At 74.1% G+C, this 14,731-nt stretch carries 10 protein-coding genes; 5 read left to right on the top strand and 5 right to left on the bottom strand.

Translation table 11 applies throughout. The annotated features are described in order from the left end of the window. Nucleotides 1-353 precede the first annotated feature (353 nt). The 3 genes from WME97_RS02230 (at nt 354) to panB (ending at nt 4,412) form a co-directional block, all read left to right on the top strand. Nucleotides 354-2,606: an HD domain-containing phosphohydrolase gene (locus WME97_RS02230; protein ID WP_437549109.1), complete on the top strand. Its 2,253-nt coding sequence runs from the start codon at nt 354-356 to the stop codon at nt 2,604-2,606. Between the two features lie 21 nt (nt 2,607-2,627). Further along, nucleotides 2,628-3,257 carry a GNAT family N-acetyltransferase gene (locus tag WME97_RS02235; RefSeq protein ID WP_437549111.1) on the top strand — a complete coding sequence of 210 codons (630 nt, stop codon included), beginning with the start codon at nt 2,628-2,630 and terminating at the stop codon, nt 3,255-3,257. A 207-nt stretch (nt 3,258-3,464) separates the two neighbouring features. Then, nucleotides 3,465-4,412 (top strand): 3-methyl-2-oxobutanoate hydroxymethyltransferase, encoded by a 948-nt coding sequence (gene panB, locus WME97_RS02240; protein ID WP_437549113.1) that lies wholly within the window; start codon nt 3,465-3,467, stop codon nt 4,410-4,412. 122 nt (nt 4,413-4,534) lie between these two features. Here panB and WME97_RS02245 read toward each other — a convergent pair whose 3' ends face one another. Continuing rightward, nucleotides 4,535-6,679, bottom strand: a complete 2,145-nt coding sequence (locus WME97_RS02245; RefSeq protein WP_437549115.1) for a VWA domain-containing protein — start codon at nt 6,677-6,679, stop codon at nt 4,535-4,537. After that, nucleotides 6,676-7,635 carry a DUF58 domain-containing protein gene (locus tag WME97_RS02250; protein WP_437549116.1) on the bottom strand — a complete coding sequence of 320 codons (960 nt, stop codon included), beginning with the start codon at nt 7,633-7,635 and terminating at the stop codon, nt 6,676-6,678. The genes WME97_RS02245 and WME97_RS02250 overlap by 4 nt, the downstream gene beginning before the upstream one ends. A gap of 255 nt (nt 7,636-7,890) precedes the next feature. Here WME97_RS02250 and ftsH point away from each other — a divergent pair, with 255 nt between their 5' ends. Beyond that, nucleotides 7,891-9,750 carry an ATP-dependent zinc metalloprotease FtsH gene (gene ftsH / locus WME97_RS02255; RefSeq protein ID WP_437549118.1) on the top strand — a complete coding sequence of 620 codons (1,860 nt, stop codon included), beginning with the start codon at nt 7,891-7,893 and terminating at the stop codon, nt 9,748-9,750. A gap of 3 nt (nt 9,751-9,753) precedes the next feature. Here ftsH and WME97_RS02260 read toward each other — a convergent pair whose 3' ends face one another. The 3 genes from WME97_RS02260 to WME97_RS02270 all read right to left on the bottom strand — a co-directional run bounded on the left by WME97_RS02260 (nt 9,754) and on the right by WME97_RS02270 (nt 13,510). Further along, a complete protein-coding gene (locus WME97_RS02260) occupies nt 9,754-11,199 on the bottom strand; it encodes a choice-of-anchor D domain-containing protein (protein WP_437549120.1) in 1,446 nt (481 codons plus the stop codon). A 104-nt stretch (nt 11,200-11,303) separates the two neighbouring features. Continuing rightward, the gene (locus tag WME97_RS02265) at nt 11,304-12,560 is read right to left on the bottom strand and encodes a serine/threonine-protein kinase (RefSeq protein ID WP_437549121.1); all 1,257 of its coding nucleotides are present in this window, start codon (nt 12,558-12,560) and stop codon (nt 11,304-11,306) included. Beyond that, complete coding sequence (locus tag WME97_RS02270) at nt 12,557-13,510, bottom strand: LysM peptidoglycan-binding domain-containing protein (RefSeq protein ID WP_437549123.1); 954 nt, start codon at nt 13,508-13,510, stop codon at nt 12,557-12,559. Before WME97_RS02270 ends, WME97_RS02265 begins: the two co-directional genes overlap by 4 nt. Nucleotides 13,511-13,673: 163 nt before the next feature. Here WME97_RS02270 and WME97_RS02275 point away from each other — a divergent pair, with 163 nt between their 5' ends. Further along, on the top strand, nt 13,674-14,696 hold the full coding sequence (locus tag WME97_RS02275; RefSeq protein ID WP_437549125.1) for an OmpA family protein: 1,023 nt from the start codon (nt 13,674-13,676) through the stop codon (nt 14,694-14,696). The last annotated feature ends 35 nt before the right edge of the window (nt 14,697-14,731 follow it).

Consider the following 14,731-nt stretch of genomic DNA (forward strand, 5'->3'; position numbering starts at 1 on the left):
GACCCCGGGCGCGCCGCCCATCTCCCGAAGCACGCCCGCAGCGGCTCGGGAGGCGTTTTGCCCTTCGCCCCAGGCTCATCGGCGTCGCGCCGGACGTGGCGCGCGCGCCTACCCGGAGCCAGTCTTCACTTCCACGTCGCAGCGTATCGGGTCGAGCGGGCCTCGCCAGCCAACCGGCGTCGGCTGGAACGCTCACGGGGCTCGCGCGCCGCGCCGAGCTCTGCTCTCATTCCTCGAGCGCACCCCATGGCTGCATACGCCGCGAGCGGCTGGCCAGCTCTCCCCGCGTGCTCCCGTTCCGCGAGGGTTCTTGGGCGCGCCACCTCCAATTTCTGGGTAGAATCAGGGTTTCGATGGCTTCCGTTCAAGGATTGAACCAGCGGATTGCCGATCGCCTCGTCCTCGAGGGGCGCATCACCCCGGACGATCACCGTCGTGCGGTGGAGTACGCGATGCGTACGCGCGGCCGTATCGAGGACGCCATCATCGAGCTCGACATCGTCAACGAGGCCGAGCTCCTGAAGTTCATCGCGACCGTCCACAACACCCGCTTCGTCTCGACCGAGAAGCTCTCGAAGGCGATCATCGAGCCCCGCGTGCTCGCCAAGGTCTCGGCGATCACCGCGACGTTGCACGGTGTCTTCCCGGTGCTGCTCGACGATCGGAACACGACGCTCTCGGTCGCGACGGCGGATCCCGACAACGACGTCGCGCTGCACGAGATCCGGCTCGCCGCGGGCGTGCGGGACGTACGCGCCATCGTCGCCAGGCCGGCCGCGGTCCGCGCGGCCATCGCGTACCACTACCGGGGCGACACGACCGCGTTCAACTCGCTGCTGCGCCCGGTCAACTCGTTCGACGAGATCCTCTACACCAACAGCAATAACCCCTTCGAGCGCGCGTCGATGACGCACGAGCGCGCATCGATCACGCACGAGCGCGCGTCGATGACGCACGTGCCGGCGGCGGTCCCGCAGCCGGCGCACGGGCAGACGATGCACGGGCAGACGATGCACGGCCTGCCGGCGCACGCGGCGCCCACGCAGGCGGCGCCGATGCACCCGCAGGCGATGCACGGGCAGCCGGCGCACGCGGCGCCCACGCAGGCGGCGCCGGTGCCCGCGGCGCTCGTCACGGCGCCGCAGGTGCCCGCGGTGATGCGGGCGCCCTCCGCGCCGCCCCGCGTGGCCCCGGCCGGGCCGCCGCCCACGCCGGTGCCCCCATCGCCGCCCCCCCAGCAGCACGTCGCTCCCGCGCCGATCTCGGCGCCGGTCGCCGCGGCGCCGCCCCCGCCGCCGCCGCACCCGACGACGACCCACGCGTACGTCGAGACGCTCAACGTCCTCGTGAGCCTGCTCGAGAACGCGCGGCAGGACCTCCGGGGCCACTCCTCCACGGTCGCCCGCATCGTGCGCAAGCTCTGCGAGCGCATCGGCCTGCCGCCGACGACGGTCGCGAGCTACGTGGCCTCGGCCTACCTGCACGACCTCGGCAAGAACGGCCCGTACCACCTCACCGCGCTCAACGTCGCCGAGTACGAGGGGCACCGGCTCGCCGCGACGAAGAGCGTCGATCTCCCGGCGCACCTCATGGAGTCGGTGGGGCTGCCGCAGGAGGTCGTCTCGGCGATCAGCATGATGTACGAGCGCTACGACGGCAGCGGCTTCCCCGACGGCCTGTCCGGCAAGGAGATCCCGCTCGGCGCGCGCATCCTCGCGGTCGCGGACACCTACGCCGATCTCACGCAGAACCCGCGCAACCCGTACCGCAAGGCGCTCCGCCCGCCGGAGGCGTGCGACGTGCTCGCCCAGTACCGCGCCACCATCTTCGATCCGAACATCGTCGATCTCTTCCGCCAGGTCATGACGGGGGACGACATGCGCGCGAAGCTGCTCTCCGATCGGCACCAGGCGCTCATCGTCGACCCGGATCCCGAGGAGACGACGGTGCTCGAGCTGCGCCTGCTCGAGCAGGGCTTCGAGGTCTCGATCGCGCGCAACGTGGCGCAGGCGCGCCGCGAGCTCGAGACGAAGGACATCGAGGTCGTCGTCAGCGAGATCGATCTCGAGGAGCCCGACGCCGGCCTCGCGCTCCGCTCCGACGCGCTGAAGCTCGGCTTCGGCCGCGACAAGACGTGGGTCATCCTCACCGCGAAGACGGACCGGCAGACCGCCCAGCGCGCCTTCGATCTCGGCGTCGACGACTTCGTCTCCAAGCCGGCGTCGACCGACGTCATGGCCGCCAAGCTCCGCCAGCTCATCGAGCGGCGCTCCACGACCGCCGTCCCCCGCGGCGTGTCCGGCTCGCTCGCCGAGATGGGCCTGCCGGACATGATCCAGATCCTCTGGCACGGCCGGAAGACGTGCGCGCTCAAGATCCAGGCGAACTCCATGGCCGGCGAGATCCACTTCGCCGACGGGCAGGTCGTCCATGCGCTCTGGGCCGGCGCGCAGGGCGAGGACGCGTTCTACCGGATGCTCTCGCTCACGGAGGGCGACTTCCGCCTCGACCCGAGCTTCTCGCCCAGCACCCGCAGCATCACCGCGTCACCCGAGGCGCTGCTCCTCGAAGGGATGCGCCGCCTCGACGAAGGGACCTTGTCCTAGGCGCGTGGCGCTGGAGGCCCCTTGAAGAGCCCCGTCTGCATCGAGACCCCGCGGCTGCGCCTCTTCATCCCTCCCGTCGAGCTCGCTGGCCGCTACCTCGCCTATTTCGAGCGCAACCGCGATCACCTGGCGCGGTGGGATCCGCCGCGCCCCGAGGGCTTCTACACCGAGGCGTTCTGGCGCGAGCGCCTCCTCCGCGACCTCGAGGACTTCGCCGCGGATCGCGCGCTCCGGCTCGCGCTGCAGTGGCGCGGCGCCCCCGGCGGCGAGGTGATCGGGGTCTGCAACTTCACGCAGTTCGTCCGCGGCGCCTTCCAGGCCGCGACCCTCGGCTACTCGCTCGACCAGCGCGCCGTGGGCTCGGGCCTGATGTTCGAGGCGATCGAGGCGGCGATCGCGTACATGTTCGACACGCTCGGCTTCCACCGGGTGATGGCGAACTACCTGCCGCACAACGAGCGCAGCGGCCGGCTGCTCCGGCGCCTCGGCTTCGTCGTCGAGGGGTACGCGCGCGATTACCTGTTCATCGACGGCGCGTGGCGTGATCACGTCCTGACCGCGCTGACCAACCCGAGGCCCGCGCCTCCGGGCGGCTCGCGAACGACGGGGGCAGCACACCCCGTCCGCGGCGCCGGCCCGCGCCACGGTTGATCCGGCCGCTGCTGTGATCGCGCCGCCGCGCGGCGTCCTGGCCGCACGCCCTTGCCGGCCGGCGACCGGTCGGCAACCTGGCGAGAACGCTGAAGATTGCGGCTTGCCGCCCCGCGACCGCCGCGCGCCGCGTCTTGCCCCGCAGCGGGCGCCGCCCTAGCTTGTCCCGAGGCGTGGACCGCGAGTGCGGCCGCGACCCGGAGGCACATGTACGGTCCGCAAGGCAACGGTGGCGGCAGCGCACGCAGGCCAGCGCAGCGCTCGACGAAGGTCACGGTCCCCGAGATCCGCTCGCGCAAAGGGGCCTCGCCGATCGCGATGGTGACGGCCTACGACTTCACGATGGCGCGGCTGCTCGACGAGGGCGGCGCCGATCTGCTGCTCGTCGGCGACTCGCTGGGGATGGTCGTGCAGGGGCACACGACGACGCTCCCCGTGACGGTCGAGGAGATCTGTTACCACGGGCGCGCGGTGGCGCGCGGCGCGCGGCGGGCCCACGTCGTGGGCGACATGCCGTTCATGAGCTTCCAGCTCTCTCCGATGCACGCGCTCGAGAACGCCGGGCGCATGATGAAGGAGGGCAGCTTCGAGAGCATCAAGCTCGAGGGGGGCGAGGAGATCGCCGAGCACGTGCGCCGGATCGTCGCCGCGGGCATCCCGGTGATGGGTCACCTCGGGCTCACGCCGCAGTCGGTGCACGCGATGGGCGGGTTCAAGGTGCAGGGCAAGGGCGACGAGGCGGCCGAGCGCCTCATCGCCGACGCGCGCGTCCTCGACGAGGCGGGCGCCTACGCGATCGTGCTCGAGGCCATCCCGCCGGACCTCGCGCAGGAGGTGACGGCCGCGGTCTCCGTCCCGACGATCGGCATCGGCGCCGGGGCCGGCTGCGACGGGCAGGTGCTCGTCTGTTACGACCTGCTCGGGATGTTCCGCGAGCTGACGCCGAAGTTCGCGAAGCGCTTCGCCGAGGTCGGCGATCAGATCGTGGAGGCGACGCGCGCCTACGTGGACGAGGTGCAGTCGCGCACGTTCCCCGCGGCAGAGCACAGCTTCAAGCCGAACGGGCCTCGCCGGGCCGCGACCGTGCCCGCCGCGCCGGCCAAGCCCGAGTTCGCGCCGGCGGACGAGATCCCCCCGCACTGGCAGACGCACTGAGCGCGGCGGCGCGGTGCGGTGCGGTGCGGTGCGGTCGGTTGACTCGACTCGACTCGACGCCGGCTGCTCCGCGCCGGCAGGCGCGCGTCCCGCGCGGGCAAGCGCGCCGGAGGGGACCAGACTCAGCTCGCCTGGCCTTCCGCCGGCTCCTGCCGCCCTCCGATGGAGCGCAGCAAGAGCTCGACCGCGAGCAACAGGAGCAGCAGGAGCGCGACGTAGGGCGACCCGTCGATGGATGCGGCCATGCCGCCCAGCTCCGCCGCGCGGGCGCTCTCGGCGACGCGCCTGGGGCGGAGGTCGATCTCGCGCTCCGGGACCGACACGACGCGCGTCGAGCGCTCGCCGTCCAGGGTGAGCTCGTAGAGGCCGGCGAGCGGCGGAGAGACGCGCAGGCGCCGCTCGACCTCGGCGACGGGGAGCGCCTCGCGCGACCGCGAGCCCTGCGAGGCCCCGTCGCGGTCGACCCGCACGCGCTCGACCTTGACGTCGTGGTAGCCGTCGAACGTCCACAGCTCGCCCGCGGCGAGGCGCCGCGCGCCGCCGCGGGCGCGCGCGGCGCCGACGAAGCCGTCGAGCAACGACAGGAACGCCGGCCGCAGCGCGACGTCGCTCTCCTCCGTGCTGAGCGGCAGCGTCATGAACAGCACCACGCCGCGCCCGAGCGGGCGGCGCACGAGGAACGGGGCGCCGTCCGCCCACCGGGCGAGCACCTCGGCGCCCTCCGAGGCCTCCGCGCCCAGCGTCGCCCGGCCGCGCGGGGCGACGTCGGTGAGGCCGGGCGCGGACGGGCCGAGCCAGCCCGCCGTCGCCGGATCCACGCCGGGCACCGGGGAGGCCGACCAGCGGACGACCCCCGGGACCAGCGGCTCGAACCCGGCGCCGAGCGGCGCCGCGGCCGCGCGCTGGCCGAGCGTCAGCAGCGCGACGCCGCCGCGCTCGACCCACGCGGCGAGCGAGCGGCGCACCTCCGGCGTGAAGCCGGGCGCGTCGTCGACGATGAGCCCCGCGTGCGCGGCCAGCTCGTCCGCGTGCTCCGGGACCGAGGGCAGCGGTCTGATCTGCGCGTCCAGGTCGAGCGCCGAGAGGGCCTGCTCGAGCGGCGGCGGGCCGCCCGTCTCGACGTGCGTGGTCGCGGGGTCGACCACGACCGCGATCGAGAGCGGGCCGCCGGCGGAGATGATCGGGGCGCGGTCGTCCTCGACGATCGCGTCGCCGCCGGTGAGCGCGGCGATCAGGATCTCGGGCGTCCCGGCCGGGAGGTCGATCGAGAGCTCCTCGGCGCGCAGGGCCGGATCGAGCGCGACCTTGCCGAGCACGGCGTCGCCGGCGCGCACCTCGAGGGATCGCCCCGCCGCGGCGGAGGCGCCCGTCGCCGAGGCGCCTGTGGCGGCGGAGCCCGCGGCGGGCGGCGCGTCCGCGCCGCCGTCTCGCTGCGCGACGACGATGTCGGGCCCGCGCGCCGCGGTCGACCCGGCGGTGCAGACGACGCGGACGCGCGCCTTCTGGCCGGATCGATCGGCGCGGACGATCCCGCAGTCCTCGCCCGTCGCCTCGAGCTCCTGGAGCGGCACCCACGTGGCGATGTCGGGGGTGCCCGAGATGGGCGGGGCGCCGGGCGTGCCGTCCGCGAGGTCGCTGAGGAGCACGATGCGCTTGTCGCTCTGAGGCAGCCCACGGAGCAGATCGCGGGCGAGCGCGAGGGCGCCGTCGATGTCGGTGGCGCGGTCCGACGGCGCCACCGCGTCGAGCGCCTCGCCGACGGCGGCGAGGTTGGTTGTCGACGCGAGGGCGACGCGGGCCGGGGCGCCCGCGAGGACGAGCGCCGCGGCGTCGCCGGGAGCGAGGCCGCCGGCGAGCTCGCGCGCGGCCGTGAGCGCGCGCTCGAACCGCGAGGGCGAATCGCTCGACCGCCCGTCGCGCGCGGCGCCCTCGGCGCCGTCCGGGCGCGCCCGCATGCTGAGCGAGTCGTCGACGACGATGGCGAGCGCGACCGACGCGCCGGCCCTGCGGCTGAGCGACAGGTGCGAGCAGCGCAGGAGCGGCGTGGCGCCGAGCACCGCGAGCGCGATCACCGAGACTGCCCGGGTGGCGAAGAGGGCGCGGTCCTCGAGGAGGCTCCGTCGCCGCGCCGTCGGCGGCGTGGGCGGGACCAGGCGCGCCGGCGGGAACGGCCGCTCCTCGGCGCGGCGACGGCGCAGGAGGTGCGCGGCGACGGGCGCGCCGACGAGCAGCGCGACCAGCAGCGCGCCGAGCGTGACGAAGCTCATCGGCGCACCTCGGCGATCGCCTGCACGAGCGAGCGGACGACGTCGGTCGGAGGATCGGCGCTCGTCGCGCGGAGCAGGCGGCCGCCGCGCGACGCGAGCGCCCGCGACCAGGCCTCGGCCAGGGCGGCGAGGCGCGCCTGGTACTGCGCGCGGACCGCGCCCGCGTCGGCCTCCACGACCGCGCCGCCCTCCAGGGCGCGCAGGCGCACGTTGCCCTCGAAGTCGAGCGTCGCCTCGCTGGGATCGAGGACCTGGAGGGCGATCAGCGTGCGGCCGCCGGTGCTCAGCGACGTGAACGCCGAGAGCGCGCGATCGACGCCCGACGGGGCCGCGCCGGATTCATGAGCGAGATCGATGAGATCTGAGATGAGCAGGACGACGGCGCCGCGGCGGGCCTTCTTCGCGATGGGCGCGAGCGCGCGCTCGACGGCGCCGGCGTCACCGCTCCAGTCCTGGGCGGCGGAGGTGGCCTCGAGGGCGCCGACGATCCGCTCGAACGCCTCGCGCCCCGCCATCGCGGGCAGGCCGTGGGTGCCGGCGCCGCCGAGCCAGGCGAGCCCCACCGGGTCGCCGGTGGCGAGCGCGACGCGGGCCATGGCCGCGGCGATGAGCGCCGCGTAGGCCAGCTTGGCGCCGGGCGCGCGCCGGCCGCGGTACGACATCGAGGCGGTCGCGTCGACGCACAGCCACAGGGCGCGATCGGTCTCGGTCTCGAACTCGCGCACCATGAGGCGATCGTGGCGGAGCAGGGCGCGGCGATCGAAGAAGCGGAGATCGTCGCCGGGCACGTAGGGCCGCTGGCCGCCGAACTCGACGCCCGCGCCCTTGCGGACGCTCCGGTGCATGCCGGCGTAGACGCCCTCGGCGACGGCGCGCGACTTGAGGCGGAGCGGGGCGAGCCCGCCCCAGTCGATGGGGAACGCGGCGAGCGAGGCGCGGTCGGAGGCGAGCGGCACGGTGTCGCTTCTTAGCCTGGATCCACCGGGCGATCACCTCGCGGCAGCGGCGCGCCGGCGCTGCGGGGGGACGCGCGGCAGCCGTGCGCCGGCGCTGTCGGTGGACGCGCGGCAGCCGTGCGCCGGCGGCGCGCCGAGCCGCGCTCGGGGACGCTCCTGGGCTCCCTCCCTCGCGCGGCTTTCTCGTGGGCTTTCCCGTTGTTCCGGGGGCGAGGGCTTGCCGAAGCGACGCCCGCCGCACATCAGCTCCGTGGAATGGCTGACGAGAAGAGGCCGGCGTCGCGCGCGTGGCTCGGGTACCTGCTGATCGCCGTCGGGATCCTGGTCCTTTCCGGGATCGTCAGGTCACGAGGGCGCCCGCTCGTGCCGTACGACGAGGCGGTCGCCGAGGTGCAGCGCGGGGAGGTCTCCGCGGCGATCGTGAAGCCCGACGAGATCGAGCTGATCCGCCGCGAGAGCCCGCAACGACCGGAGGAGCGCGTCCGCGTGACGCGGCTGCCCGGCGTCGAGGACGAGCCGCTCGTGAGGGCGCTGCTCGACAAGCAGGTCCGCATCGAGGCGAAGAGCCCCCAGACGTCGGTGTGGATGCAGGTGGCGATCTGGATGTTGCCGCTCCTGCTCATCAACGCGGCGTTCTTCATGGTGCTGCGGCGGGCGGGGCAGGGGGCCGGCGGGCCGCTCGGATTCCTGCGCAGCAAGGCGAAGATCTACGATCGATCCAGGCAGGATCCGGTGCGCTTCTCGGACGTCGCCGGCGTCGACGAGGCCAAGGACGAGCTCGTCGAGGTGGTCGACTTCCTCAAGGAGCCCTCGAGGTACCGCTCGCTGGGCGGGCGGATCCCGCGCGGCCTCCTGCTCATCGGGCCGCCGGGCACCGGCAAGACGCTGCTCGCGCGGGCGGTGGCGGGCGAGGCGAATGTGCCGTTCTTCTCGCTGAACGCGAGCGAGTTCGTCGAGATGTTCGTGGGGCTCGGAGCCGCGCGGGTCCGCGAGCTCTTCGAGGAGGCGCGCAAGAGCGCGCCCAGCATCGTGTTCATCGACGAGATCGACGCCGTGGGCAGGACCCGGGGCGGCCTCGGCGCCCTCGCGACGCACGACGAGCGAGAGCAGACGCTCCACCAGCTCCTCGCCGAGCTCGACGGCTTCGACGCGCGCACCACCGTGATCCTGATGGCCGCCACCAACCGCCCCGAGGTGCTCGATCCGGCGCTCCTGCGGCCCGGGCGCTTCGATCGCCAGGTCATCGTGGATCGGCCCGATCTGCGGGGCCGCGAGGCGATCCTCGCCGTCCACGCGCGGCGGGTGCCGCTCGCGAGCGGCGTCGATCTCGGGCTCGTGGCGCGCCGCACGCCGGGCATGGTCGGCGCCGATCTCGCGAAGATCGTCAACGAGGCCGCGCTGGCCGGGGCGCGGCGCGGCGCGAGGGAGATCGGACAGGCCGATTTCGACGAGGCGCTCGATCGCTCGCAGCTCGGGCTCCGGCGCCGCGGGCAGATCATGACCGCGGAGGAGCGGCGGCGCGTGGCCTACCACGAGGCCGGGCACGCCCTCGTCGCGCTCGCGCTGCCGGCCGCCGATCCGGTGGAGCGGGTGTCCATCGTGGCCCGCACGATCGGCGCGCTCGGCGTCACGATCCAGGTGCCCCGCGACGAGCGACAGCTGGTCACCGAGCAGGAGATCGAGTCGCGCGTCACGGTGATGCTCGGGGGCAGGGCGGCGGAGGAGATCGCGCTGGGGCAGGTGTCGAGCGGCGCGCACGACGATCTCGGGCGCGCCACGGCGCTCGTCCGCGAGATGGTGACCCGCCTCGGGATGAGCCGGCGCCTCGGGCTGGCCGCGCTCGCGCGCACCGTCGGCGCGCCTATGCTCGGCGTGCTCCAGGAGGAGCGCACGTGCAGCGAGGAGACCGCCCGCGAGGTCGACGAGGAGGTGAGGGAGCGGCTCGGCGAGATGTACCTGAAGGCCAAGCAGCTGCTCGTCGATCGCCGCGAGGGCCTCGAGGCGGTCGCGGAGGCGCTCGTGCTCAAGGAGACGCTGCGCGGCGAGGAGCTGGAGGAGATCGCGGCCGTGTCGACGCGGCGGAAGATCGCCGTGGGCCCGCCGAGCGCGGCGTGAGCCTCAGGCCGCGCGCCGCCGGCGCCTGAGGCCGCCCGCGAGCGCGGCGAGCGACAGGCCGGCGGCCGCCCACGCCCGGCCCCCGGTGCTCCCGCGCGGCGCGCCCCCGGCCGCGCGGCAGGCGCAGCCGCCGTCCTCCTCCGCGAGGTCGCCGCCGCCTGCCGGGGCCTCCGGCTCGCCGACGCCGATCCCTCGCACCGCGATCATCTGCAGGGGTCGGTCGGGGTCGTTGGACTCGACGAGGACGGTCGCCGCGAACGCGCCGCTGGCCTTCGGCGCGAAGCGGATCGCGAAGTCGACCTCCGTTTCCGGATCGATCCCGAGCGCCGCGTCCGCGAGCTCGAAGCTCTCCGCGTCGTCGGTCGTCACGACGGCATCGAGCAGCGCCTCTCCCGCGTTCGACAGGCGGACGAGCTCCACGTTGGCCTGCCCCACCTCCACGGCGCCAAAATCGATCTCCTGCTTGTCCAGCGCGAGGTCCGGGAGCGGCACATGGACGCGCTCGCTCTCGAAGACCCATTCCCGCTCGGTGTGCGGGAAGGCGAGCGGGATGTCGGCGAGCGGGATCGACCACGAGCGGCCCAGCAGGCTGACGCCGAACGCGGGGACGAGGTGGAGCGTGCCGTCGTACCGCACCGAGCCCTCCGGACGAACATTGAGCTCGACCGACGGGCCTCCCAGGTAGTCGACGGAGGAGGCTCGGCCTTCGGAGGTGATGTCGCCTCCGCTCACCGTCGCCTGATCGAGCGTCTCGATGGCCACGCGATGGGTCGTGTAGCGGGCCGCGACGTCCATCGCGATGTCGAGCTCGAACCTCCCGTCGATTCCGGGGATCGAGCCGCCGATGAGGTCGCCGAGCGACACGGACGCAACGCGCTGCAGCGCGGTGGAGCTCTCCAGCGTGATGCCCGGCTCCCAGCCCCAGGCGTCGAACTGCTCTCGGGCGTGCACCTGGAAATCGATCTGGGGCACATAGGGGATATCACCCGTCCAGTCGAAGTCCTGGCCCAGGACGGAAATGCTGATGCGTCCCTGTGCGCTGACATCGAGTCCGTAATCGCAGCTGAACGCGCCGCCGTCCGGGGCGCCTGGTGCCTTGAGCGCGAGCGCCTCTGGCCACGACGCCTCGAGCGCTCCGCTCAACGAGACCTGGGTGTCGGCGTAGACCGCCGCCCCGAGGCTGACCTGGAGCGGTGAGCCCGGCGGGACCCAGCCTGTATCGAAGTCGAGCTCGAGCGGGATGGCGTCTCTGCGCTGGAACGTGAGCGGCCCCCGCGCGCACTGGAGCGGGTCGTCCGCGCACGGCACGGCGAGCGAGTCATAGGCCGAAGCGGCCGCGGGGGCGAACAGGGCGAACGCGGCGGCGACGCAGGGGAGAGCGCGCCGCCGCCGGGGCCGAGCAGAGCGGAGAGCCGCGAGGGCAGCGCCGCCGGACAGCAAGGAACGCATGAGAACGATTACCACGATCCTCGCGCTCCACGCCATAGCCGCAGCCCCCCGATGGCGGCGCGCCAGGCACGCCCCAGCTGCGTTTCAGCTCGTTCCAGCGCGTCCTAGCGCGCCCCGAACAGCGTGCCGACCACGATGCCGGCGGCCGCGCAGAGAATGGCCACCACGGTCCAGAGGATGAGCTCACGCGAGGTGCGGCCCGCAGTCGGAGCAGGGCCAGCGGGCGTCCCGCGGACCACCGCGGCCGCGCTTTCGGGCAGCGCTCTCCTCACCGCGCTCGCCACCGCGCTCTCCGGACGCGTAACCGGATGGCCGACGTGGCCAACATGGCCGACGCCCGGGGCGGAAGCACCGTCCTGGAGGGGCGCGGCGTAATCCAGGCCGGTCCGCTCGAGCGCGAGATCGGTGATCGAGACGGCGTCCGCGAGGCTCGCGGGGGTGTGGTGCACGACGCGCCGTTCTTCTCGGCAGGCGCGCAGGGCGTCCGCGAAGGCCCTGGCGCTCGGGTGCCGGTCGGAAGGGCTCTTGGCGAGGGCCCTCAGGATGACCGCCTCCAGGCCGGCCGAGATGAGCCCGGAGCGCTCGCTGGCGCGCGGCGGCAGCGGCTGCTCGGCGATCTGCGCCGTCATCACGGCGATGGGCGTCCGCTTGCTGAACGGCACGGCGCCGACCGCCATCTCGTAGAGGATGCAGCCGAGCGCGTAGATGTCGCTGCGCGGGTCGACGTCCTCCCCGCGCACCTGCTCCGGCGCCATGTACTCGGGCGTCCCGAAGATCATGTCCTTCTCGGTGAGCCCGGTCGTCTGCTGCTCGCCGTGCACCACCTTCGCGAGCCCGAAATCGACCACGCGGACGCGGCCCGCGAAGGGGGACGGCGCGGCGCCCGCGCGCCCGTCCGGGCGCTCGATGAGCACGTTGGCCGGCTTGAGATCGCGGTGCACCACGCCGGCCGCGTGCGCGGTCTCCAGCGCGGCGCAGATCTGCAGGGCGATCTCGATCGCCAGGTCGATCTCGATCGGCGCGTGGTCCCGCAGGAGCTCCTCGAGCGAGCCGCCGTCGATGTGCTCCAGCGCGATCACGAGGAGCCCGCCCTCCTCGACGAAGTCGAGCATCCGGACGACGTGCGGGCCCTCGACGCGCTCCAGGATGGCGGCCTCCCGGTGATAGCGCCTGAAGATCTGGGGGGTGCCCGAGAGGTGCCTGTGGATCACCTTCAGCGCGACGGGCTGGCCGTCCTCGTCGCGGGTGGCGCGGTAGACGACGCCGGACGCCCCCTCGCCGATGACGGACTCGACGGTGTACCGCGACGCGACGCCGTGCCCGGCGGGCAGGCGATCGGGCGCGGGCTGCTGCGAGGTCACCGCCCACCGCCCGCGTCCGCCGGGATCGGCGGCGCGGGGTCCGGCGAAGGCGCCCTGAGGTGCAGCTCCGTCGACGAGGTGCAGGCGCGCACGATCTTCGGGCTGAGCTCGATGGGATCGAGCCGCGCGGCGGGGTCGGCCTCGCGCCACGCGGCGCACGCGGTCTCGGCGAGCCCTGTGGCGTCGAGCGCGACGTAGGCCTCGAGCAGGTGCCGCTGCAACGTGGCGATCTGCACCCGGGCGAGATCGCCGTAGCCGAGCAGGCGGCTCGCCCGCGCCACGGCGTCGATGTAGCGGCCGCTCCGCACGTCGCCGGCGAGCTGCGGCAGCTCGGCGTCGACCCGGCGCTGGGCGTCGCGCGCGCGGCCGGCCCCCTCGGAGCGCACCAGCGCGCCGGAGCTCGCGGCCTCGGCCTTGCCCTCGGCCGTGAGCGGCAGATCCGTGAGCGGGACGAGGATCACCATGCCGCGGCGGAGCGGGCGCTGCTTGAGGTGGTTGTACTTGTCGAGCATCCACGCGTGGTCCCGCTTGCCCAGGAAGCGATAGGCGATGGTGAGCAAGGTGTCGTGCTGGCCGACGACGTACCGCAGGTTGTACGGCACGATGATCTCCTGCCCGTCGGTCGGCTCGAGCCAGGGCCACGTGTCGTTCGAGAGCGCGAGGACGTCGCTCCGGTCGGCGGTGCCGAGCAGCCGCTCCGCGAGGATCGCCCAGGTCTCGCCCGCGGTGACGCGGTGGTGACCCAGCGCGGGCACCTCCAGGCGCAGGCCGGGCATGATCGGCACGCCGGCGCCGGCGTCGAGCGCGTTGGCGGCGACGAGCACCTGCTCCATCTGCACGCGCCCGTAGGTGCGCTCCGCGATCTGCGCGAGCGTCTCGCCCTCGCGGACGACGTGCGGGAACGCCGCCGCGGCGCTGCCGACCAGCGTCGTCGCTGCGAGGGCGCCCACGGAAAACCAAGCTCGCGGAGACATCACGCCGCCGAGGGTACCAGGGGTTCGCGCGCGGTGGGACGGCTCGCGACGGCTCGCGACCGCTCGCGCGGCGGCGCGCGGGGAACGTTTGCCACGATTTCGTCGCGCCCGGGGTTTCGTGCCAGAGTGCGCGCGACGCATGAAAGACACGACGATGTCCGGCAGGATCCCGACGTGGCTCTCGCGGCGCTCGCCTGCGGCGGCGCGGCTCCTCACGGCCGGCCTGCTCGGGCTGGCGACGCCGGGCTGCCTCGTCCGGCAGGGGCTGTACGACGAGGCGCGCGCGGAGATCCGGAGAGAGCGCGAGGCGGGTGACAAGGCGCGGGCCGAGGCCCAGAGCGCCCGCGCCGAGGCCACACAGCGGTCCGCGCAAATCGCCGCCATCGAGGAGGAGCTGGCGCGCCTTTCGGACGACCTCCGGGCGCGCGATCTCAGGCTGTCCGAGGCAACGACGGCCGAGGCGGGGCTCGCGCGGCGGCTCGACGAGCTCGCCGCCATGAACGAGGAGCTGTCGGCGCGGCTCCGGAGCGCCGGGCAGAGCGTGGGGCAGCTCGCCGGCGAGCGGGGCAGCCTGTCGGCGGAGCTTGCGGAGACGCGGGCCAAGCTCGACGATCTGCGCCGGAAGCAGGCGGCGGCGGAGGCGCGGGCGGCCGGGATCCGCGACGCCGTGGACCGGCTGAAGGGCGCGGCCCTCGCGGGGAAGGTCCGTGTCGGGCTCCGCGCCGGGCAGCTCGTGATCGAGGTGCCGAGCGACGCGCTGTTCGCGGCGGGGAAGGCCGAGATCCAGCGCGAGGGGCGCGCGGTGCTGGCCGAGATCGCCGCGGTGCTCCGGACGATGCCGGAGCACAGGTTCCAGGTCGCCGGGCACACCGACGACGGCGGCGACGCGAAGAGCAAGAAGGCGAAGGGCGCGCGCTTCCCGTCGAGCTGGGAGCTCTCGTCGGCCCGCGCGGTGGCGGTGGTCCAGGCGCTGATCGCGGAGGGCATGGCGCCCGGGAGCCTGTCCGCAGCTGGATACGGGGAGTTCGCGCCAGCGGCGACGAACGTCACGGCGGAGGGGCGGGCGAAGAACCGGCGGATCGAGATCGGCCTGGTGATGGACCAGGAAGCGTTGGAGAAGGAGAGAGCAGGCGGCCCGAGCGTGGCGGCGCCAAAGCCCTGACGGCTCGCCTCCAGCGCCTCCGGGCGCCGCCCGCG

It is taken from the genome of Sorangium sp. So ce367, from assembly GCF_051520455.1.
GTDB classification, from domain to species: Bacteria; Myxococcota_A; Polyangia; order Polyangiales; family Polyangiaceae; genus Sorangium; species Sorangium cellulosum_B.